This is a genomic window from Arthrobacter sp. KKT183, assembly GCF_055657625.1.
In genome coordinates this window covers 1,456,731-1,476,616 of the sequence record NZ_CM145770.1, presented here as the reverse complement: position 1 = coordinate 1,476,616, position 19,886 = coordinate 1,456,731, and the positions used below count along the sequence as shown (strand labels likewise).

General features: G+C 65.1%; 23 protein-coding genes and 4 pseudogenes. 14 read left to right on the top strand and 13 right to left on the bottom strand.

Features of this window, described 5'->3' with window-relative positions; all coding sequences use genetic code 11:
- Nucleotides 1–42 precede the first annotated feature (42 nt).
- The 7 genes and pseudogenes from ACZ2GY_RS06975 to ACZ2GY_RS06945 all read right to left on the bottom strand — a co-directional run bounded on the left by ACZ2GY_RS06975 (nucleotide 43) and on the right by ACZ2GY_RS06945 (nucleotide 1,869).
- Nucleotides 43–462: an IS3 family transposase gene (locus ACZ2GY_RS06975; protein ID WP_171585958.1), complete on the bottom strand. Its 420-nt coding sequence runs from the start codon at nucleotides 460–462 to the stop codon at nucleotides 43–45.
- Between the two features lie 16 nt (nucleotides 463–478).
- Nucleotides 479–580: a hypothetical protein gene (locus tag ACZ2GY_RS06970; RefSeq protein WP_471673565.1), complete on the bottom strand. Its 102-nt coding sequence runs from the start codon at nucleotides 578–580 to the stop codon at nucleotides 479–481.
- Nucleotides 581–613: 33 nt separating this feature from the next.
- Nucleotides 614–826 (bottom strand): annotated as a pseudogene (locus tag ACZ2GY_RS06965) (DDE-type integrase/transposase/recombinase); the annotation flags it as partial.
- Nucleotides 827–865: 39 nt separating this feature from the next.
- Nucleotides 866–946: pseudogene (locus ACZ2GY_RS06960) on the bottom strand (hypothetical protein); the annotation flags it as partial.
- A 17-nt stretch (nucleotides 947–963) separates the two neighbouring features.
- On the bottom strand, nucleotides 964–1,101 hold the full coding sequence (locus tag ACZ2GY_RS06955; protein WP_171585959.1) for a hypothetical protein: 138 nt from the start codon (nucleotides 1,099–1,101) through the stop codon (nucleotides 964–966).
- On the bottom strand, nucleotides 1,098–1,424 hold the full coding sequence (locus tag ACZ2GY_RS06950) for a helix-turn-helix domain-containing protein (RefSeq protein WP_171585960.1): 327 nt from the start codon (nucleotides 1,422–1,424) through the stop codon (nucleotides 1,098–1,100). Before ACZ2GY_RS06950 ends, ACZ2GY_RS06955 begins: the two co-directional genes overlap by 4 nt.
- A gap of 268 nt (nucleotides 1,425–1,692) precedes the next feature.
- A complete protein-coding gene (locus tag ACZ2GY_RS06945) occupies nucleotides 1,693–1,869 on the bottom strand; it encodes a CsbD family protein (RefSeq protein WP_171585961.1) in 177 nt (58 codons plus the stop codon).
- Nucleotides 1,870–2,207: 338 nt separating this feature from the next.
- Here ACZ2GY_RS06945 and ACZ2GY_RS06940 point away from each other — a divergent pair, with 338 nt between their 5' ends.
- Together ACZ2GY_RS06940 and ACZ2GY_RS06935 are read left to right on the top strand one after the other, a co-directional pair.
- Nucleotides 2,208–3,248: an App1 family protein gene (locus ACZ2GY_RS06940; protein ID WP_171585962.1), complete on the top strand. Its 1,041-nt coding sequence runs from the start codon at nucleotides 2,208–2,210 to the stop codon at nucleotides 3,246–3,248.
- 264 nt (nucleotides 3,249–3,512) lie between these two features.
- The gene (locus ACZ2GY_RS06935) at nucleotides 3,513–4,151 is read left to right on the top strand and encodes a MarR family winged helix-turn-helix transcriptional regulator (protein WP_471673564.1); all 639 of its coding nucleotides are present in this window, start codon (nucleotides 3,513–3,515) and stop codon (nucleotides 4,149–4,151) included.
- A gap of 437 nt (nucleotides 4,152–4,588) precedes the next feature.
- On the opposite strand, the gene ACZ2GY_RS06930 is transcribed toward ACZ2GY_RS06935, so the two are convergent.
- Both ACZ2GY_RS06930 and ACZ2GY_RS06925 read right to left on the bottom strand, forming a co-directional pair.
- Entirely contained in the window at nucleotides 4,589–5,026 is a 438-nt protein-coding gene (locus tag ACZ2GY_RS06930) for a hypothetical protein (RefSeq protein ID WP_228721054.1), read from the bottom strand.
- 68 nt (nucleotides 5,027–5,094) lie between these two features.
- Nucleotides 5,095–5,211, bottom strand: a pseudogene (locus tag ACZ2GY_RS06925) (EAL domain-containing protein); the annotation flags it as partial.
- Nucleotides 5,212–5,438: 227 nt separating this feature from the next.
- Between ACZ2GY_RS06925 and ACZ2GY_RS06920 the strand changes: the two are divergent.
- Entirely contained in the window at nucleotides 5,439–6,071 is a 633-nt protein-coding gene (locus ACZ2GY_RS06920) for a GGDEF domain-containing protein (protein ID WP_471673347.1), read from the top strand.
- Between the two features lie 16 nt (nucleotides 6,072–6,087).
- On the top strand, nucleotides 6,088–7,098 hold the full coding sequence (locus tag ACZ2GY_RS06915; protein WP_171585965.1) for an EAL domain-containing protein: 1,011 nt from the start codon (nucleotides 6,088–6,090) through the stop codon (nucleotides 7,096–7,098).
- Nucleotides 7,099–7,931: 833 nt separating this feature from the next.
- On the opposite strand, the gene ACZ2GY_RS06910 is transcribed toward ACZ2GY_RS06915, so the two are convergent.
- From ACZ2GY_RS06910 to ACZ2GY_RS06895, 4 genes are all read right to left on the bottom strand, one after another.
- Nucleotides 7,932–9,083: an alpha/beta hydrolase family protein gene (locus tag ACZ2GY_RS06910; protein WP_228721055.1), complete on the bottom strand. Its 1,152-nt coding sequence runs from the start codon at nucleotides 9,081–9,083 to the stop codon at nucleotides 7,932–7,934.
- On the bottom strand, nucleotides 9,080–10,105 hold the full coding sequence (locus ACZ2GY_RS06905) for a DUF6545 domain-containing protein (RefSeq protein ID WP_171585966.1): 1,026 nt from the start codon (nucleotides 10,103–10,105) through the stop codon (nucleotides 9,080–9,082). The genes ACZ2GY_RS06910 and ACZ2GY_RS06905 overlap by 4 nt, the downstream gene beginning before the upstream one ends.
- Nucleotides 10,102–10,566, bottom strand: coding sequence for a hypothetical protein (locus tag ACZ2GY_RS06900; protein WP_171585967.1), 465 nt, complete (start codon nucleotides 10,564–10,566; stop codon nucleotides 10,102–10,104). Before ACZ2GY_RS06900 ends, ACZ2GY_RS06905 begins: the two co-directional genes overlap by 4 nt.
- 68 nt (nucleotides 10,567–10,634) lie before the next feature.
- Nucleotides 10,635–11,054, bottom strand: a complete 420-nt coding sequence (locus ACZ2GY_RS06895; RefSeq protein WP_171585968.1) for a hypothetical protein — start codon at nucleotides 11,052–11,054, stop codon at nucleotides 10,635–10,637.
- Between the two features lie 429 nt (nucleotides 11,055–11,483).
- Between ACZ2GY_RS06895 and ACZ2GY_RS06890 the strand changes: the two genes are divergently transcribed.
- The 10 genes and pseudogenes from ACZ2GY_RS06890 (at nucleotide 11,484) to ACZ2GY_RS06845 (ending at nucleotide 19,853) form a co-directional block, all read left to right on the top strand.
- The gene (locus ACZ2GY_RS06890) at nucleotides 11,484–12,599 is read left to right on the top strand and encodes an ArdC-like ssDNA-binding domain-containing protein (protein ID WP_471673563.1); all 1,116 of its coding nucleotides are present in this window, start codon (nucleotides 11,484–11,486) and stop codon (nucleotides 12,597–12,599) included.
- A 109-nt stretch (nucleotides 12,600–12,708) separates the two neighbouring features.
- Entirely contained in the window at nucleotides 12,709–13,548 is an 840-nt protein-coding gene (locus ACZ2GY_RS06885; RefSeq protein ID WP_471673346.1) for a bifunctional DNA primase/polymerase, read from the top strand.
- Nucleotides 13,545–14,318 (top strand): DUF2637 domain-containing protein, encoded by a 774-nt coding sequence (locus ACZ2GY_RS06880; RefSeq protein WP_171585971.1) that lies wholly within the window; start codon nucleotides 13,545–13,547, stop codon nucleotides 14,316–14,318. The genes ACZ2GY_RS06885 and ACZ2GY_RS06880 overlap by 4 nt, the downstream gene beginning before the upstream one ends.
- A complete protein-coding gene (locus tag ACZ2GY_RS06875; protein ID WP_171585972.1) occupies nucleotides 14,315–14,755 on the top strand; it encodes a hypothetical protein in 441 nt (146 codons plus the stop codon). Before ACZ2GY_RS06880 ends, ACZ2GY_RS06875 begins: the two co-directional genes overlap by 4 nt.
- A gap of 91 nt (nucleotides 14,756–14,846) precedes the next feature.
- On the top strand, nucleotides 14,847–15,743 hold the full coding sequence (locus ACZ2GY_RS06870; RefSeq protein WP_171585973.1) for a hypothetical protein: 897 nt from the start codon (nucleotides 14,847–14,849) through the stop codon (nucleotides 15,741–15,743).
- Complete coding sequence (locus tag ACZ2GY_RS06865; RefSeq protein ID WP_171585974.1) at nucleotides 15,740–16,750, top strand: ParB N-terminal domain-containing protein; 1,011 nt, start codon at nucleotides 15,740–15,742, stop codon at nucleotides 16,748–16,750. Before ACZ2GY_RS06870 ends, ACZ2GY_RS06865 begins: the two co-directional genes overlap by 4 nt.
- 43 nt (nucleotides 16,751–16,793) lie before the next feature.
- Nucleotides 16,794–17,483, top strand: coding sequence for a hypothetical protein (locus tag ACZ2GY_RS06860; protein WP_171585975.1), 690 nt, complete (start codon nucleotides 16,794–16,796; stop codon nucleotides 17,481–17,483).
- 13 nt (nucleotides 17,484–17,496) lie between these two features.
- Nucleotides 17,497–19,142 (top strand): annotated as a pseudogene (locus ACZ2GY_RS06855) (M23 family metallopeptidase).
- A gap of 5 nt (nucleotides 19,143–19,147) precedes the next feature.
- Nucleotides 19,148–19,414, top strand: a complete 267-nt coding sequence (locus ACZ2GY_RS06850) for a DUF6112 family protein (protein ID WP_171585976.1) — start codon at nucleotides 19,148–19,150, stop codon at nucleotides 19,412–19,414.
- 127 nt (nucleotides 19,415–19,541) lie between these two features.
- Nucleotides 19,542–19,853: a DUF6112 family protein gene (locus tag ACZ2GY_RS06845; RefSeq protein ID WP_171585977.1), complete on the top strand. Its 312-nt coding sequence runs from the start codon at nucleotides 19,542–19,544 to the stop codon at nucleotides 19,851–19,853.
- The last annotated feature ends 33 nt before the right edge of the window (nucleotides 19,854–19,886 follow it).

The window sequence follows — 19,886 nt, the reverse complement described above, 5'->3', positions numbered from 1 at the left end:
GTGTGAACTGGTCCCCGATAGTTGGACTGGTTTAGTAAGAGGCTAGGCGACTAGGGCCTGAGCACGGTATTGCACCGGGCTCAGGCCCTTTAGCTTTGTCGAGATCCTTTCGGTGTTGTACCAGTGGATGTAGTCGTGCAGTGCGGCGGTCAGTGCGTCTGTGCTGAGGACTCGGATGCGGTGGAAGAGTTCTTCCTTGAGGTGCCCGAAGAAGTTCTCCATCACCGCGTTGTCGTAGCAGTTTGCCTTACGTGACATCGATTGGGTCGCGTCGGCGTTCTGAAGCATACGCCGCCAGGAGAGGTGCTGGTACTGGAAGCCCTGATCCGAATGGACGAGCGGTTGTTGGCCCGGCTCGAGCGTTACCAGAGCATCGCGTAGTGAGGCGTTGGTCAGTTCCAGGTTTGGGGTGGGAATAGCAAGTTGATTTGGCCCCGGGTTCGCCGTTTGGTTTGGCCCCACCCTGTTGGTGTTCCGGTCAGTTTTGCCGGGACTTGTTGATGGTCTGCTGGGTGGTTTTTAGCCGGTAGGAATCGGTGCCGGTGTTGATGATGTGGCCGCGGAAGGTCAGCCGGTCCACGACGGCCGCCGCGAGGCGCGGGTCGGTGAATGTTTGGCCCACCGTGTAGGAGATGATTTGCCGGTCGAAGAGGTCCATGACCGGTGAGAGGTAGAGCTTCCGGTCACCAACACTGAACTCGGTCACGTCCGTCACCCATTTCTGGTTCGGGGCATCGGCGTGGAACTCCCGGTTCAGTACGTTCGGGGCGATCTTGCACTGCTCGCCCCGGTAGGAGTTGTAACGCTTCTTCCTGCGCACCTTGCAGACTAACTGCTGCGAACGCATCAGCTTGAGCACGGTTTTCTTCGCGACCGTCCGCCCGTGCTTGACCAGTTCGGTATGGATCCGGCGGTGCCCGTACCGGCCGTGGTTCTTGGTGAAGATCTCCGCGATCGAGGCCTTTAGCGACGCGTTCCGATCGGGTGCTTGGAGGCGCGCCTGGGGTGATAGAAGAACGTGGACCGGGCAAGACCGGTCACCTGCAGCCGAACCGGCAGAGGAAAGTCAGCCTTGAGGGCGATGATGGTCTGGGCCTTCACCGTCGTTCCTGCGCCCTCAAGGCCCGCAATTTTCCCAGGTACGCCACCTCTGCCCGCAACCGTTCGTTCTCCCGCCGCAATCGCTCCAGCTCGGACACCTCCGGCGGCGGCGGACCATCGGGTTTCTTGGGTCTGCCCTTCGGCTTCGCCCGCAACGCGTCCGCACCCTCAAGCCGATACTTACGGACCCACGTTTTCACCAGTTCAGGTGAGGACAGCCCTGCCTCCGCGGCGAGTGCCTGGGCATCCTCACCAGCAAGGACCCGCTCGACCAACGCGCGCTTAAACTCAAACGGGTAGGACTGCTTGGTCGGCTTGGTCACCAGCGCTCCTCGGCCATGAATCTTCCATCGCCGATACAGACGCCCGACCGGGCGACGAGAGACGCCCAGCAGGCTGGCCGCTGCCCGATCTGCGATGCCCTTCTCGAACCACGCTACAGCGGCCTCGCGCTGATCTACTGATAACGAACTACTTGCATACATAAAACTGCTCCCCGGAAGTCGGAACTGAATTTCTCAGTCCAACTTCCGGGGAGCAGTTCTGTTTTAGGTTCGCCCCTTCTTCATGGCATACAGAAAGTTGGTGGATCTAATCCTTCTTGAAGGCGTCCTTGACCTTTTCGCCTGCCTGCTTCAGATCTCCCTTGGCCTGATCGCCCTTGCCTTCGGCCTTCAGCTCGTTATCGCCGGTGGCGTCCCCGGTCGCTTCCTTGCCCTTGCCGCCAAGCTTCTCAGCGGCGTTTCCGATCTTGTCGTCCAAGCCCATGACGTTCTCCTTGCGGTCGACTTCACTGGTGCAATCGGCGAAAACTGATTGGCCCAGCTAAACACACTGAAAGACCATGCGCATAGAAACGGCCAGGCAGCTCCCCCCACTTCCACGGCCGCCGCAAACCAAGGTGGGCGAGTTGGCCACAACGGTCGTTAGGCCCCGAGTGCCTGCCATCTGTTATGCCCTGATCCCTTCACGGTCCGAATCGTCTTGGTGCCTATCAGAGGAAAGCGCGGCGCTCCTCCTGTAGGTCCACGTCGTATATACCGGGCATCGCTTGAATCGGGGCTGAGCGTCGACCGGACTCGTGGCTCTACGGGTACCGTGTATTGATGTCCTCACGTGATCCCCAGTCGAGCCGGTTCCGTCAAGCTGCGGTCACGGCCGCCTATCGCACGGAACAAGGAATCCGGAACCGGCTGGCGCGCCGGGCGGCCCGTCAGGGGTGGACGCCCGCGGTGATTCCGTATTCGGGTTACGCCAGCGCCGACCATGCCCGCGTGCTGGGCCGGGTCGTCCTCGCACCGGCGTCGGTGGATCCTGCTGCCCGGCCTGGTATCTCCGGTTGGCGTCGCCTGCTCACCCTGGAGAGTCCTGGAGTCGATGTGAGGATCGAGCTTGGTGGTGTCACGGCCACGGTCACCAGCGACTCCGCCGGTATCATCGATTCCCGGTTATCGTTGGACAGTCCCCTAGAGCCGGGCAGCACTGAAGCTTCCCTGCACGTGGACGGCCGTGCGCAGGTTCCTGCGACCGTGCACGTGATGAGCGGTGAACCGGTGCGCGGTGTGGTCTGCGACATCGACGACACCGTGTGGGTCACCGGTATCTCCCATCCTGCCCGGGCGGCCTGGCGCACCCTGCGCGGTTCCAGTTCAACTAGGCGCTCGGTGCCTGGCATGGCGCGCCTACTCCGGACCGCTGTTGAGGGTCAGGACCATCCCGGGGTGGTGTATCTGAGCAATGGCCCGTGGAACTTCGTGGGTCCGGTGTCCCGCTTCCTCGAACGGCACGACTTCCCGGCCGGCGCAGTCCTGATGACCGACTGGGGCATCACCCCGCACCGTTGGTTCCGCGATGGTCAGGAACACAAATCGTCCTCCCTCGCCCGTCTCATCCAGGACATGCCTCATGTCACATGGGTCCTCGTTGGCGATAACGGCGAACATGACCCCACCCTTTACAGCGACCTGGCGAGGGACCACCCGGACCATGTGGCGGCTATCGCATTGCGTGAGGTGCGACCGACCGAGCGGGCCGGGGGTGATCAGGACGCAGACTCCATCAACGCAATCCCTGTCGTTCGCGGCGCTGATGGGGACGAACTCCTGCCACTGTTGCGTGATGCGCTGCACAGTCGCCCGCCCGGCTGACACCTGATCGGGACCGGCAGGATCACCCTGACCTCAAGGTTGAACGGTCGCTTCAGCGGACAATCTGCAAGGGTAGAAGAGTAGACGCCGGCACCCCTGAAGGCCGCTAACCTCCGGGCAGGGAGTCTTTTCGCGTTTCGTGGGCTGGTTCAATTTCACCGCCGCGTCCGGTGATCACCGCACGGGACCGCTCTGATAGTGCCTGTAGATCAGCCGGGTCGAGGTCAGAACCTGGTAGTGCCCGAAGGACTCGACGGGCTCCGGATGCCACAAGGCAAGGACTCGAGAACGCCGACCCAAAAGCCACAAGCACCGTTCCTGGGGAACCTCGCACCCCCCTTGCAGGACACCGAACACCCGGCCACGAGATTCAAAACCGACCGTATATCGCGCCCCGGAAACGAAGGGTACCTCGTTATGGACATGAGTGAATGGCCAACTGTCCGTCTTCTGACCACTGCGGCCCGATTGAATGAGAACCGAGAGAACGGACGCCTACGGTTGAGCGGCATCACGCAAGCCGGTGTAGTCACTTTGAAGGCCCTCCGAGCACACAAACCCCTGACACAGGTGAAGCTCGCACGACTGGTTCACGTGCAGACCCAAACAATCGGCAAAATCATCGATCGCCTGGAATCACACGGCGCGTTGGTGGAACGTGCCAGGGACGACGCGGATCGGCGCGTCTGGCGTGTAGGCCTCACAACAGCGGGTCGGAAAGTACTCAGGGAAATAGAACACAGCGAAGCCAGCGAACATATTCCCAACGGGCTGACCAACCCTGCCCTGCGGGCCGCACTAATAAACATCGTGCGCCTAGCTGAAAGTAACGCATGCAGCCCGGCCCCTAAGACAAACCGAAGGGGAACAAGGGAACCCTTGTCCTCCCCCGTCCGCAGATGATGTGCGGCCCCAACCTTCATCATCAATCGAATCACGGATCAGGTCCTGCACTGGTATCCCAGAGCAAGTAATCGTTCCACCAGCGATGAATCCTCGCGCTGGTCAAAAATGAAGCGTGCGCCTACTATCTGTGCACACCACCGATCAAATGATCCGCGGTGATAGTCCCGAGGGTTGTTGAGCGAAGTTGGGGGCCCCAACAACCCTCGGCCGACTGATCAGCGCGGAACGTAGCCCTGATGGGACCCACTCCCCCAGAGCCGGCGGTAAGAGCCGGGCAGGAACCACCGGAGCGGCGGTGAGATGTGAACAGGAAAGTACGCTGGCTCGAGCGCACCACCGACACACCCCCGGCACCCCAGGCTCCGGAGGCATGACGAGCCCCAATAGGGCATGACGTGGTCCGGCGGTTGAAACCGCCGTTAACGTTAAGGAGTTCAGTTCGTGGGTGCCGCTTCCGGGTGCCCGGACTCGTACGCTACGGCGAGGGCGGTGATCAGGCGTTCCATGCGGGCGATCCCCGCGAATCGTCCCGCGTTGTCGGTGACGAGGATCGGGTCGAAGCGCTCCCCCTCGTTCCTGGTCATGCATCGTGTCAGGATCTGGTCCACCGGTGTGTCCAGGTTCGCTCTCACCCCCTCAGTCACCACCCCAAGCGCTGCCGCTTCGGCGGTCACAACGCACACGGGCCGGCGCGTAACGCTATCCAGCAACACCACGTGGTGTAGCCGCGGGTCGCTGCAGAATGCCTGGACGGCTTTGGCGACGCTGTGCACGGTTCCTGCCGGTTCGACGATCCCGCGCAGGCTAATCGACCGGGCGGATCTTTCCCGTGATGCCAGCCGCAGCGCTGCCTCGTCGGTGACCGGTGCCAAGGCGCTGCCGGCCGGCCCAGATAATAGCCCTGCACCAGCGGAACCCCGAGACCGGCCAAGGTGTCGAGCTCCTCCGGGGTTTCGACTCCCTCGGCGAGGATCCAGGCGTCGACTCGGCTGGCGAAGGTCCCCAGCATCTCGATCAACGCGCGTTTGGCTTCATCCCGATCAACATCGTGGATCAAGTCCCGGTCGATTTTGATAACTGGCGGACGCAGCGTTAGAGCCCAAAATCCTTTGCTATCTGCGCCAAAGGAGCCTCGCCCTTCCGGGCCACATCAATAACATCCTGACGGAACTCCGCCCCATAAGCCGTGGGCATGGTCAACATCCTTCCACGAGCCCAAGCTCGCTAGGTCAAGGAGTCAACACAAACCGGGGGCAGTCCCGTCTGTTTAATGACGCCGGCGGGTTGATTGCAGAAAGTGAAGGCGGTGACAGCGATGTGTCCGAAGACATGGACCCGTCGCGCCTAACCGAAGTGCTGGCCACCGGCCGGACGGTTGTCCAAACCGAAGCTGAGGCAGGGGAGACAGGAACAGGAAGGTACGAATTCCTGCTGCCGATCTCATCACCGGAAGGAACTCTGATCCTGGAGGTGGACCAGCGCGCGGACATCATCACGGAACTGGTCAAGGACTTGGGGCAGAACAAGCTCATGGGTCTGCTGACAGCCATTATGGTCGCTTTGCCCCTGTCGTATCTGTTCGGGGGACGATCGCTCCAGCGGCGGCAGTTGCGGGCACAGCAACAGGCCGACGCTGACCCCCTGACAGGGCTTTCCGGACGGCGCCCCTTCGGGCCGTCCCTGGCAGCAGCGCTGGCTGACCGCAGGAACACGGCCGTGAGTCTTGCCCTTATTGATCTGGACGGGTTCAAACAACTCAATGACCGGCTGGGCCACAGCCACGGTGACCGGGTCTTGCAGGCCCTTGCCGACTCCTTCGTTGAACTCTGCCCCTCCGACACCCCATTCCGGCTCGGCGCGACGAGTTCGCCGTCATCTCCCAGGGAGGGACGAAAACCAGGCCACCGAAGCACTTGAACGGGTTCGGGCAGCATTGTCCGGACGGTTTCCCGGGGTATCTTTCAGTGCAGGTGTCGCCTCAAACTCCGACGAGCCGCTGACCCTGACTGAGCTGTGGGAGCGCAGCGACGCGGCGCTCTACGAAGCCAAACGCCTCGGACGGCATCGGAGTGTCTCCTTCACGTCGATGGCACAGGGCCACACCGTCAGTGCCGAAAAAATCGACGAGCTCACCGCCCTGGTCGCCGGCGGACCCATCACCGTGGCGTTTCAGCCCATCTGGGATTTGCACCGCGGCGTCGTCCTGGCCCATGAGGCGCTGCTGCGCCTGCCGGAAGGTTCCAAGATCACCGGACCTCACGAGGCCTTCGAACTGGCCGAACGCCTCGGTGTCGCCCCGGCACTGGACCGGCTCGCACGATCGGCGGTGCTAGCCTCAGTCATCGGCCAGCAGTGGGAGGGCCTGCTTTTCCTCAACGTCCACCCGGACACCCTGCCGGGCTTTGACCTCAATGAGCTGGCCGCCGAGCTCGCCGTGGCGGGACTGGAACCGCAGGACGTCGTCTTGGAAGTGACCGAACAGTCCGGCCTAAACCATGCCGAGTCCATCCGGACCCTCAGACAGGCACAAGAGAAGGGATTTCGGCTTGCCCTCGACGACATGGGCCGAAGCAACGCCGGCCTGCAGGCGCTCAGGCTGATCAGCTTCGACATCATCAAAATCGACGGGGACGTCATCGCCCGCCTCGACCGGGACCCCTCATCGCAGGCGACCGTGCAGGCCGCCATCACCTTCATTCAACAGACCGGAGGGTGGATCGTTGCCGAAGGCGTCGAAGAGCCGCGCATGCTGGCCGCGCTGCTGCTCCCGGGCGTCGCCCCACCCCCGCGTCACCCAGTGATCGCCGGGCAGGGGTACCTACTGGGGAGGTCAGATAAGCAGCCGATCAGGCTGAATACGCGCCTGCCCGTCCCCGACCAGCACGTCAACGGCCCGGCGCGGCACCGGGATGACCTGAACGATGCCTACTACGGGAACAGCTAGCGAACCAAGCCGATCCGCCAACCTCCTTCCAGGTTCAGGACGCTCCCCCGGACCTACGTCGAGAAGGCCCACACCGACGGTGGACCTGACCCGGCGTCTGCTAGACCTCCCCTGGGGGTCTGGTGCCCACGTGGGCGAAGGACCCGAAGATCGGGGGCTCTAAATGATCAATCCGTGCACCGAGACGATCCTCAGAAATCTTCCTTTCGCGAATTCAAGATGAGATCCCGCACGGCCCGACCCTCTTTAGCTGAGAGGGGTTCTACGCGTCGTGGAACGCTCAAACGCTCCGGTACCTCCTTGATGAGCGTCCGACCGATCTCGTCGGTCACGGACACCGGAAACTCAGGTAACGTCCATACCCGGCCCTTCATGGAGGCTCGCAGGCATAAAGAAGGGGCTATCTCATTAGATAGCCCCTTCTCCGTATCGTCCACTCCCCCGAAAGCGAAGCAGGTCTTTTCAGACTAAGGGCGTTGTCAACAGTTCATCCAGCCGGTAGCCCTTCTGCGGTGGGCTGCGCGAAGGGCCTTAGTGGTGCACCTGGGGCGAAGAAGAGGCTGCCGTGATGCACGGCAATCACGAGCCGTCCTCTAGCTGGATGCTCACCAATCTTGGCGCTGCTTGGGTGATGATCGCTGCGGCGAGGTCCACGGCGAGAGTACCTACTTCCGCACGCGCTCTGGCTGCAGCCCCTTCTCCCTGTCCTGCCCGGGTTTCGGCTGCTGTAGCCGGTTCAGCGGCCGTGGCGAGCTCTGCTTTCAGGGCCGCAGTTTTCGGCGGTCTTTGCGTCGGAGACCTCGCGCGACCCTTCGCGCCGTGGGACGCTAACCTCACCTGGCGTCAGCGTTGACGTGTGCCAAAAGCCAGGCGGTGACCGTCGATTGCCAGCGTTCGGGGTCGGAGTTCCATGACAGTGTATGACCGGCTGTGAAGGCTTCGAACTCAACGAGGTCGGGGCGCAGGTCGCGAACGGCCTGCGAGACTCGAATCGGGGCGGAGTCGTCTAGGGTCCCGTGGATGATCAGCATGGGCACAGCGAGTTCTGCGGCGCGTGCGACCCAATCAAGATCCCGAAGCGGGATGGCCGTCGGCAGACCGGTCATGCGTGACAGCGAGGGAAGCGTGAGCCACGGAATAGCAAGGATGCCTGACGCGGCAGGCAGCCCGCTACGAATACAATTCGCGTTGATCACCGCGACCCAGTCGAGCACCGGAGACTCCAGCACAACCCCCACGATTATGCCGTGGTAGCGCGCACGGTCGACGAGTTGCAGCGCAATCGCGGCGCCCATCGACCATCCGAAGAGAATGATCCGATGTGCTCCGTGTTGTATCGCGTAATGTACTGCTGCTTCGGCATCCTCGACTTCCGTGAACCCAAGCGAGGACCGGCCAGAGCCCGCCTTCGGCCCTTCTCCATCGTTTCGATAAGTGATGATGAGCGATGTGTAGCCTAGGTCCGAAGCGACCCGCACGCCGCGCAATGTGCCCGCTCGGGTGCTCCCCAGACCATGAACGTGGATCGCCCACGTCGAGCGGTCACTCTCTCCCTCCACAAGCCAGGCCGGAGCACTTCCCACGGCGGTGTCAACCGCGACTTCTCGGGCGGAAAGGCCAGCATCAGTTGGACTCGCAAAGTAAATCCCGCTCCATGAGGTACGATCGCCAGCCGCCAGGGCGAAGCCGGCAGAAGCGCTTGTCACGGGCCGTTCGATTCGACCTCGCCCTCGATCGAGGACCTCGGCAGAGAGTTGAACCCAGCCGCCATTCTGGAACCATAGGTTGTAGATGCCATCCGCCACTGTCTGGCGCGTTCGGTCCAAGACGATCAAACAGCCATCACCGTCGCGCTCCACGTCACGGACGACGAGGTCGAATTTCCTCAGCCCTGCGGATGCCGTCAACCGCCGAGCAATGCCCCAACCGAGACCTAACCCGCATGCAGTCAATAACACCGCTCCCGCGGCGAGAAGGCGTTTCATACGTGCCCTCGTTCGGAACCACGGCGAGTTGAAGTATCGTCGGCTGCCTGCGCGCCCCGTCCGTCGAGCCCAAGGAGGTGGTCTTCCGCCCGTCCCAGAAGTGCGCGCTCGTGACTGCTCACCTCAAACGAGACGCGTGGATCAATCATGGCATCGCGGATTTCGACGATCACTCGATGAAGGCGCGTCTCCGGGTCCTCCATGTTGGCGGCCGAAGAGTGCGTCTGGCTCAACCCCGGGCGAACGAGCGTCGCCCGACGCCAGATCGGCTCCAGCTCGTTCACCAGCGCACCAGTTCTCACGCCCCGTGAACGGTCTCGCACGTAGCGGACGGCTGATTGCCCTGCCAAACCAGTGCACAGGAAGACGAACGTCAGCAAATAGAGAGGCCCGTATGCCGCGGCGACGGCATCCATTAAATCGAGATTGCCAACGACGTGCGCGACGTCCATGATCAGAACGACCAGGCACAGTGCGACTCCAAAAATCGATCCAAGAAGCAGCAAGCCGGCGGGAATGCGCTGAGCCCCATCATTGCGGAGGCGATATTGACGTCCCGCGAGGATCATCATCGCTGCGACCACGATTCCGCAGTACGTGAAGCCAATCATCGAGTAAGTGGCCGCCGCTGGCTGTGCTCCGAGGTCGCTCATGAAGGTCGTCGTCGTCGCCCCTCGGTCAATGAGCAGAAAAGCAGACCCAACCCCGACAAGTGAGATGAGGAGCGCGGGAAGTCCCAGGGCGGTACGCACCAGTCTTGGTCGATACTCTCCGGCCTTCATGATCCCCCGGCCGAGGAAAAAGAGCCCAATCATCAACGCGCCATCGGCAAGAAGTGTTGCGATGTTTGTCGCGCCAAGGGCCGCATCGACGGTGCTGTAGATCGGGTCCACGTTGAGGGTCATCGCGACGGAAATGGTGAGTGCGGCGTACGTGAGGCTGCGGTCCGTGCGTCTGCGCCGCAGGATGAGAAGACTCACGACGAGCACCCACATGAGTACCGCGACAAGGGTCTGGATCACCCGAAAATCTCCGAATAGCGGGACTCAGCGAAGGCCGATGCTCGGATCGCAGCGGCGAGCCGATCGGCCACGGACTCCGCCGCGATCTCGCTGTCAGAATTGGGATCTTGCCGTCTGAGTAAGCGCCCGCGGGTGTGTGCTGGGATGTCGGGGAGCAAGACGTCGTCAACCGCGCATTCGTCGCCCTGGCCGTGGCCAAGGAGCATATGGGCGAACTCGTGGAGGACGAACTGCTGGCGGTGCAGGAACGAGTCACTGCGAGCGTGGAGAACAAGGTCTTCGGAGTCCATGATCAGCCACAGCGCGCAGATTCCGTCGTGGTCGCCGAGATCCGCTAGTTCGACGACGCGGAGCTTGCGCTGCCTATGATTCTGCATCGCTTGGCACAATTCATCGAACGTAAAAGTGCTGTCCAGCGCGAGGCTCGCTACGGCCGTCGACACGGTCTGTTCGATGTTCAAAGTGCTTTCGCTCTCACTCCGGGAGCATGTGCCGATGCCGGCTCCGTGCGGAGCGGCGCCGTCACTGCTCAGGTGTGCGTCATTTCTTCGTCCAAGAACCTGCTGATCGCCTGGAGCGCTTTCGGTGATATATCCCCCAGCGTGCGTGCCGCGTACGACTTCACCTTGGCCGCCCGCATCGAGCGCACGAGATCCAGCTGCGCACTCACTTTAGCCGGAATAGGCGCGTCGCCCTCCCCGGCCAGGAAGGCCGCATCCACGTCGAAGAATGCTGCCAATCCCTCGAAGACCGCAGCGTCCTGCACAAACCTGTGGCCGTTCACCATGTAGGTCCACCGTGACCTCGACAGACTAGTTCCGCGCTGATCGAGGTAGGCCGCGATCTGCGAGTAGGTCGGTTCGGAACCCGACTCGGCGATCGCGACATCCAGCAGGAGCCGCAGACGCTTCGCGAGGTCCTGCGCCGCTGTGTTGTCCTCATCTGTCATTTTCGTTTGATCACCCTTCCCCTCGGGTCAGGCAAAGGCATCGTCGTTCGGCTGCCCCCGAGCGGAGTGTTGAGAATGCTCAATATAACCGTTGGGCATGCTCAAATCAAGGGGTTGCGCATGCTCAACGGGGGTGTTAGAACGGAACCCTCAAGCATTTTGAGCATGCTCAACGGCGGGCTTCGAGGGGAACGGCTCTGTCAAAAAGCGCCGCTGTCGCCGCGCTTCCAACCCGGGAGGTGAATGCTGCCCGGCTCGAACACAACCCTCCGACTGCGTGCTCATGTCCAGTGCGCTGGCGGCTTGATCATGGCTGTGGAAACGGTCCAGTCCCGTCGTCCGTCACGATCCGTTGGGTCTCCCGGCTCACCTCAACGGTGTACCGCCACGCACACGAGTGCCGTGGCCCGCCGGAGAGGAGACCCAATGATGGCATCGATGGAGGAAGGCCGAGCTGCGCAGGAGGCGAAGCTCGACGAGCTGCACGAGAAGTTGACGGACGCCGTCGCACAACTGGTCTCTGGTGATGATTGGGCACGCGCGTTGGCGTTCGCCGCACGGTTCCGCTCTCGGTCGTTCAACAACACATTGCTGATCTGGGTTCAGCACTGCGCGGCTTTCGACGCCAAACTGGTGCCCTCGCCTATGCCGACGTACGTCGCCGGGTACAAGCAGTGGCAGCAGCTGGGCCGTCAGGTGCAGAAGGGGCAGCCGGGGTACCAGATCCTCGCGCCGGTAACCGGCCGGTTCGCATCGGCTAATCCGTCCGATCCGGCGTCGTGGCGACGACTGAACCGGTCCGAGAAGCCCAAGCCGGGCGAGGTTGCTCGGTCGAAGATGATTGGCGTGCGGCCCGCGTACGTGTGGGACGCTTCCCAGACTGCAGGCGATCCCCTCCCCTCCCCTCCGGCGCCAATACTGCTCGAAGGTGAAGCTCCCGCGGGGCTCTGGGAAGGACTCGCCGCCCAGGTGCATGCCGCGGGATTCCGCCTGCTTCGCGTCCCGGACGGGGCATCCATCCATGCGGCGAACGGGATGACCGACTACGGCGCGAAGACGGTGGCGGTGCGGGAGGATATGGACCCCGCCGCGCAGGTGAAGACCCTCGCTCACGAACTCGGCCACGTGCTCATGCACGGACCCGATCAACCCGAAGCGCGTCAACATCGTGGGATCGGTGAGGTCGAGGCGGAGTCGGTCGCGCTGATGCTCGGCGCCGCCCACGGCCTGGACACCAGTGGTTACACGATCCCGTACGTGTCGACGTGGGCGGCCAGGGTCGATGGCAAGGAACCGGTCGAGATCGTGAAGACCACCGGTGAGCGGGTCCGCAAGACCGCCCTGGCGATCCTCGACCAGCTCGACAGCGCCCAGGTCGGCGACGGCACTCCGCCGGGCCTGGACTATGAGACACCGCACCGCGACCCGACGGAACGACCTTTGGCCGCTCGCGAGCTGTCAGCGCCGGCACATGCGATGCCGCAGCCATCGGGGACCGGTCCGCGGCACGTCCCTGCTATGTCGACGCACGGGCAGCAGCTGTGATGGTGTCCCCGGCGTCTTCTCCGGTGCGTTGACGCGGGCGTCCGGCCGGTGGCCGTTGTCCGCTGCGGCCCGGGAGTTGGCTCGTTCAGGGGTGCCGGTGTTCCCGTGCGTGCCTGGTGGCAAGCGCCCACTCACCGAGCACGGCTTCCACGACGCGGCCGCCGACCCCGATCAGGTGGAGGCCTGGTGGGGTGAGCATCCGGGGGCAAACATCGGCGTCCCGACCGGCGCGCCCTCTGGTTTCGTCGTGGTTGATGTCGATGTCCACGGCCCCGTCGATGGGTTCCGCGGGTTCTTGCGCGCTTCCCGTGCGGGGCTGGCGGAGGGGTGGCAGTTCCTTGTGTCCACCCCGTCGGGTGGGATGCACGCCTATTACCCGGCCACGCCTCGTCAGGATCAGCGGTCTTGGCAGGCGGCGCGCGCCGGGATCGACTTCCGTGGCGACGGCGGATACATCCTCCTCCCACCCTCCGAGGTATCCACCACTGGTGCTGTCGCCGGATACCGGGTGCGGCGGGTCAACGCCGGAACTTCCTCAGTGCTGGACTCAGATCGGCTGCGGGACTTCCTCGACCCGCGCCCGGCACCTCGCCCGCCGGAAAACCAAGGTCTGCAAAGACAGGCGGATATGTCGCGGTTGGCGGCGTGGGTCGCAGGCCGCGGAGAGGGTGAGCGGAACCGTGGCCTGTTCTGGGCCGCATGCCGCCTCGCGGAGAACGGCGTCCCGGCCTCCGACGCCCTCGACGTGCTGAGCGCTGCTGCTTCCGATGCGGGGCTGGATGAGCGGGAGATCACAGCGACCGTCCACTCCGCCTACCGTGCCGCCCACCCCACCAGGGAGAACTCCACCTCGCCCACGGTCCGGGACCCTTCACCGGCAGCTACGGACGACTGGTTTGCCAGAGACCCTGCCGTTTCACGATCGTCGAGTGTGCGGGGGCTGGGATGACTACATCCATCCGCGACAGGAGGGCCAGTCGGCGCCGGGCTGTGGTGACGGCCGGTGCCGGGACGGTGTTCATCGCCGCCGGGGCGTTCTGGCTCAGTTTCACAGCCTTGGCGGACCTGGCCGCCCGGTCCGGGATCGGTCAGGGGCAGGCGTGGGCGTGGCCGCTGATCGTGGACGGGATCATCGTGGTCGCCACTGTCGCCGTCGTCGCCCTGGCCGGGCAAAGGTCGGCGTGGTATCCGTGGGCGTTGCTGGCCGGTGGGGCCGCGGTGTCGGTGACCGCGAACGCGATCCACGCCGTCGTCGCCGCCGATGCCGATGTGCCGGGCGTGCTGGCCGCGGCCGTGGCCGCAGTGCCACCGGTCGTGCTGCTGGCGATCACCCACCTGACCGTCATCCTCACCCGACCCGTCCCCGCCACCGGCGAGCGTTCATCCTCGGAAAAGCCGACCGAGGCCTCCATCGCCGTACCTGCGCAACGAAGCCTCGTCGCTCCGACGTCGTCGCCCATCAAAAGCATGCCGCTGAAACGGCCCCCGTCGATCAAGGAGACACCGCGCCGTCCGAGGGATGCCGCGGGCACGGATCGGAGGGACCGCGCACGGGAGCTGTGTGGGCGGGGCTGGTCGAACAAGAAGATCGCCCGCGAGCTCCAGGTGCATCCCTCGACGGTGGGCCGGTGGTTCACCAGCACGCACCTTCCCGATGACACCGCGCACACAGACACCGACACCGAGCGCAGCGACACCGCGGAGGCAGAGAACCCATGAGCACCGATCCAACCCAGCCACACGAGCGCCGTCAGGCACCCGAGCCGGACACGACCCGGGCGACGGCGGAGCCTGTCCAGAGGACCGAGACGCCGGAGGCGGTGCAGGCCGCAAACGTCGTCCGCCGTCCGGGCAGCGCTACGTCACAGACAGGGGCATGCGCGAGACGTGTGCGGGGTGCGGAATGGGTGCGGCCCACGGACCTGATCGCTCGTCACGGCGCCGCGGTGGCGGGTCGGGGTATCGACTTTGAGGTCGAGCTGGCCCGCCGCTCCCGCCACCTCCCGGGCCGGGCGGTCCGTGCGGGAAGCCGCGGGGTCACTACCGTGCAGACGGCCGTGAGCGAGCGGGCTAGGCGTCTGCCGTCGGTGCCGGAGTTCGGACGAACGGGTGGGCCGCAGTCGTGGGTGACTCGCTCGGGGATCGGGCTGGGGTGAGCTGACGATGCGCGTCCCCAGCACCGGCACGTCGCCCATGGCGACTGCAGGGGGACGCCTGCGCACCTATCTGTCAGGAGGTGCCCTGACCATGACCGAGAACGCACACGCCACCACCGGCCAGACGACTGAGAGCGCCGGGGACTTCACGACCAGTGAGGGCCTACGAATCCTGCTGCGCCGGCTCCATACCGCAGGACCGGGCGCGTGGCAGCACGACCCGGCCGGGGCGGAGCTGATGGTGTTCGTGGCCGAGAAGTACGCCCCCTTGGCGCACAAGCACGGGCTGGACCCGTGGGAGGCCGCGTCCGCAGCGTTCGACGTGATGCGCACCCAGGCCGCCCGCACGGCGGTCGACCCGTGGGCGGTGGTGACCCATGCGGTGCGGATCACCTGCATTTTCGAGGAACGCGCCCAAGGTCTGCTCTGCTCAGTGCATCAGGCACGGCGCCCGCACGTGTCGGCGTTCCACGACCCCGAACGCTTCAGCGACCGCGACAACCCCCTGACCGACTACGACCCGGCATTCCAGGTCACCGACCCCATTCCCACCAGGCACGACAAGAACCAGGACGAGGACGAGAAGGAGGACTCCGCAGGGGCGCGCACCACGGCGTCGGCGGTAGTCGAGGACGCCATCGCGTTCTTCACCCTGCTGGACTGGCCGCCAGCGACGGCGCGGGCCGGGATTGAGCATGTCTGCGGGGCGCTGACCCGGACCGGCACCCGCCAGGCCACCTACGACGCGCTGCGACGCGACAAGCACGCCCGAGCCCTCCTCGACCTCCCCCGCGCCTCCTGGACAGCCCTGCTGAAGGCGTTGCTGGGCAATCCCCACCCCGCCTACGCCGCCACCACAGCCGGGCGGGGTGTGCTGCTGCGGCTGCTGATCGGCGAGAACCTGCCTATGCTGCTGCGCGACGACGACCTCACCCTCACCGTCTGCCTCGCAGCACCGCGCGAACATGACCGGGGTGGGTCTCGGTGAGCGCGCCAGCGGGGTTCATCGAGCTGGAGCGCACGGTCGCCTCGATCCGTGTCGGACGCCGGCACCGCACCGATCTGGGCGACATCGAACAACTCGCCGCCTCCATCGACCGCGAGGGGCTCCTGCAACCCATCACCATCACCCCCGACGGCGTACTCGTCTGCGGCGCACGCCGGCTGGCGGCCATCACACGGCTCGGGTGGAAGAAGGTCAACGTGTGGGTCCGCTCCGGGATCTCCGACCGACTCGGACACCTCCTCGCCGAACAAGACGACAACGTGCTCCACAAGCCGCTGACCCAGACCGAGGCGGCCGTTCTCTACCGGGAGCTGAAGACGCTGATGGCCGAGGACGCCGCCGGCCGGGAAGCCGCGACCCGGTTCAGCAGCGAACACCAGCCCGGAGGTGACGGGGGTGGAAAATTTCCACCCCCGTCACCCGGGCCGCACGGCAAGACCCGCGAACAGGCAGCAGCGATGATCCCCGGCGGGGCCTCCTACAAAACCCTCGACAAGATCAGCTACCTGGAGCAGATCGCCGACGACCCCGCCCAACCAACCGAACTCCGCGCACATGTAACCGCCGAGTTGGCACGTATCGACGCCGGCGCCCCGGTGCACCCGATCTACGAAGCAGTCCGTACCGCCGTCGCCACCGCCCAGGGACAGCGCGAGGCGGACCTGCACCAGCTCGCCGCCGACGCGCTCGCCCGCGTCAAGAACACCCAGACGAAGAAGCGCGCACCCCGGCCAGTCCCGTCCGCGGATGACGCTGGCGAGCCGGTGCGGTATCCGGTGCGGGCGTTCGTGCTCACCTGGGGCGAGCTGGTCGACTGGTGGACCCACTACGACGCCGGCCAGCTCGCGACCGAACTCAGCGACGAACAGATCGAATCCTTCCTGACCACTGCCGCCGGGACGGGCCGGTTCGCGGAGGAGCTGCGTGCCGCCCGCGACCGACAGACCGGCGAGCCCGGGCCTGTCCGGGGTCGCCTGCGCGCCCTCTGATCCCTCCGCGGCGAGGACTGGGTACGGTCGTGCACCTACAGGCATGAAGACACCCGACCTCGCCGACCCTCGTATCCGTCGCCGGCGGATCGCCGTGCTCGCCGCCCTCGCGGCAGTCCTCGTCCTGGCCGTAGTCAGCGGCTACGGCCTCATCACCGGACCACCCACCAGCACCGACACCGAAAGTGGTGTCGGGTCTGGGCCAGTGGTCACGACACCCGCCATCCCGGTCCAGACCGTGACGCCGCGTCTGCCGGTCGTCGCCGGGTCGGATGACCCAGAGTCCTTCGCCCGCAACGTCGCGACCGCCCTGTTCGGGTGGGACACCGCATCCGGGTTCATGCCCCTGGACTACACGTCGGTTCTCCTCGCCGTCGGCGACCCCACCGGTGCCGAGCAGGCGGGGCTCGCCTCCGACATCGCCACCTACCTGCCCACCCGGGAGGCATGGGTCGAGCTGCGCCAGTACGCCACGACCCAGCACCTCACCATCGACACCCTGTTCGTCCCCGACGCATGGGACACCGCCGTCGCTCAGGCGCAACCGGGGCAGCTCGCCGACGGCACGACCGCCTACACGATCGAGGGCACCCGCCACCGCACAGGCCTGTGGAACGACGAACCAGTCGCCTCCGAACATGCGGTGGCGTTCACGGTGTTCATCGGCTGCGGCCCAGCCTATGACACCTGTCATCTGCTGCGGCTGTCCCAGCTCGACAACCCCTTGCGATAAGGCCCCGGGGTCGATCGTGAAGAAGCTCGCGACTGCCGCCCTCACCCTGGTCCTGCTCGGCCCGTCGTTCGCGCCGGTCGGGATCGGGTTGCTGATGAATCCCGCCTCCACCGCCGCGTGCACCGTCGCCGGGAACGCCATCACGATCGGCGACGTCCCCGAGTCGTTGACCGTAACCACCGCGAACGGCGAGACCTTCACCCTCAACAACCGGCAGCTCACCCACGCGGCGACGATCATCGAGACCGGCACGCGCATCGACGGCGTCACCCGGGACGGACTCCAGATCGCGCTGATGGCGGCCCTCACCGAATCCACCCTGCGGCAACTCACCAACACGGGCACCTACCCCGAATCCGCGGACTACCCCAACGACGGCGACGGCTCCGACCACGACAGCCTGGGCCTGTTCCAGATGCGGCCGCAGTCCGGGTGGGGCACGGTCACCGACCTCATGGACCCGACCTACCAGGCGCGGGCGTTCTTCGGCGGACCAGAAGGCCCCAACTACCCCAGCCCCAGAGGCCTGTTGGATATCCCCGGCTGGAAGTCCATGGACAAGGGCGAAGCAGCCCAGGCCGTCGAGGTGTCCGCCTATCCCGACCGGTATCGCAACTACGAGCCCGTGGCCGAGACCATCCTGACCACCCTCACCACCACGACCACCACCGGCGCCACGGGCACTACAACCGTCGACGGCACTGTGGTGCCGGTCGTGAAGACGGTCCCGGTAGAGTCGTCGCGGGTCGTGTTCCTGCTGCCGGAGGACACCTGGGCGCCCTCCTCGGACTACGGACCCCGGGCCCACCCGATCACCGGGGAGAACTCGTTCCACACCGGCACCGACTTCGCCGCCCCGGACGACACCCCCATCCTCGCCGCAGCAGACGGCACCGTGACCGTCGCGGAGTTCTCCAGCAGTGACGGCGGACTCATCGTCATCGAACACCACATCGACGGAGCGGTCGTGGCGACGGCGTATGCGCACATGTGGGAGACCGGCATCCACGTCACCGCCGGCGACACCGTGACCGCCGGACAGCACATCGGCGATGTCGGCTCCTCCGGCAACTCCACCGGCCCGCACCTGCACTTCGAGGTCCGCAACGGCGGCACCAACGGCGAGCACACCGACCCCGCCGCCTGGCTCAACGCCCACGAGGCCGCCGATCTGCCAAAGCCCGCCACTGGCGCCCCCACCGGCTGCGATGCCGACACCGGAGCACCCGGCGACGAGCCGGACCCGCTCGACGGCGGCCCGGACCGGATGGTCGACGACCCCACCAGCGACGGGCGAATCACCGCCCGCCTCCTGCACCTCCACAACCAGGCCACCGCAGCGTTCCCCGAGACCTCGTGGGCCTGCTACTCGCCGCGGCCCGGCAACGTCTCAGAACACACCCTGGGCCGGGCATGCGATCTCACATTCGCAACACCATCGGCCAACACCCCACCACCTCGCAACTCGAGGCCGGATGGCAGGTCACCAACTGGATGAAAGAGCACGCCGAGACCCTCGGCGTCGAATATCTGATCTGGCAGGACAAGATCTGGTCCCTGACCCGCGACGCCGAAGGATGGCGCGACTACACCCACGGCACCGATATCACCACCAGGCACATCGACCACCTCCACGTCACCGTCCGGGCAAGGAGCTGAAGACCATGGACGTGTTCCCCGACTTTGAAGGCCTGAGCGGCATTGGCGACCTGCGCGAAGTAGTCGGCGCGCTGCTGACCTTCGTGCTCATCACCGCCGTGCTCATGCTGATCGTCTGCGCCATCATCTGGGCAATCGCCACCGCCAACGGCAACCATGCCGCAGCGACCAAGGCACGCATCGGCGCCTGGACCGCCCTCGGGGCCACCGTTTTGGCCGGCGGCGGGGTCGCGTGGATGAACTGGCTCATCGACCTCGGCCAACAACTCTGACGCCACACCGCCCGCATCCCGGAACTGTCGCTTTCCCGGGGCCGCGGGGACGGCCCGTGCACCTGACCGACGAACCCATCCATGTTCTCCACCTCAGAGGCGGAGTTCGTTCGTCAGGAGACCCACCGTGCTCGATCTCATCACCGCTCTGCCCGCGCTCATGCCGATGGACATCACCATCGACCCCAACAGCGACGGCCTGCCCGGGATCGCCCAGCTGCGCACCATCGTCGGCGCCGTCATGACCGTCGGCCTGATCCTGTCCGTTCTGGCGCTGATCATCTCGGCGATCGTGTGGGGCTTCGGCGCCAACTCCTCCAACCCCCACCTCGCCGGCCGGGGAAAGGTCGGCGTCCTCGTGTCCTGCGGTGCCGCGGTGATCTGCGGAGCGTCGGTGACGCTCATCAACTTCTTCTGGAACGTCGGCCAGCAGGTCTGACCCCACCCACCAACTCGACACCTATATGTGAGG

Bases quoted from the DNA above. Each gene is read 5' to 3' on its own strand.
- ACZ2GY_RS06895 (WP_171585968.1), bottom strand. From the start codon at position 11,054: ATGACAGATGAGGACAACACAGCGGCGCAGGACCTCGCGAAGCGTCTG.
- ACZ2GY_RS06880 (WP_171585971.1), top strand. From the start codon at position 13,545: ATGACTACATCCATCCGCGACAGGAGGGCCAGTCGGCGCCGGGCTGTG.
- ACZ2GY_RS06935 (WP_471673564.1), top strand. From the start codon at position 3,513: ATGCCACAAGGCAAGGACTCGAGAACGCCGACCCAAAAGCCACAAGCA.
- ACZ2GY_RS06875 (WP_171585972.1), top strand. From the start codon at position 14,315: ATGAGCACCGATCCAACCCAGCCACACGAGCGCCGTCAGGCACCCGAG.
- ACZ2GY_RS06940 (WP_171585962.1), top strand. From the start codon at position 2,208: ATGTCCTCACGTGATCCCCAGTCGAGCCGGTTCCGTCAAGCTGCGGTC.
- ACZ2GY_RS06890 (WP_471673563.1), top strand. From the start codon at position 11,484: ATGGCATCGATGGAGGAAGGCCGAGCTGCGCAGGAGGCGAAGCTCGAC.
- ACZ2GY_RS06860 (WP_171585975.1), top strand. From the start codon at position 16,794: ATGAAGACACCCGACCTCGCCGACCCTCGTATCCGTCGCCGGCGGATC.
- ACZ2GY_RS06850 (WP_171585976.1), top strand. From the start codon at position 19,148: ATGGACGTGTTCCCCGACTTTGAAGGCCTGAGCGGCATTGGCGACCTG.
- ACZ2GY_RS06910 (WP_228721055.1), bottom strand. From the start codon at position 9,083: ATGAAACGCCTTCTCGCCGCGGGAGCGGTGTTATTGACTGCATGCGGG.
- ACZ2GY_RS06945 (WP_171585961.1), bottom strand. From the start codon at position 1,869: ATGGGCTTGGACGACAAGATCGGAAACGCCGCTGAGAAGCTTGGCGGC.
- ACZ2GY_RS06870 (WP_171585973.1), top strand. From the start codon at position 14,847: ATGACCGAGAACGCACACGCCACCACCGGCCAGACGACTGAGAGCGCC.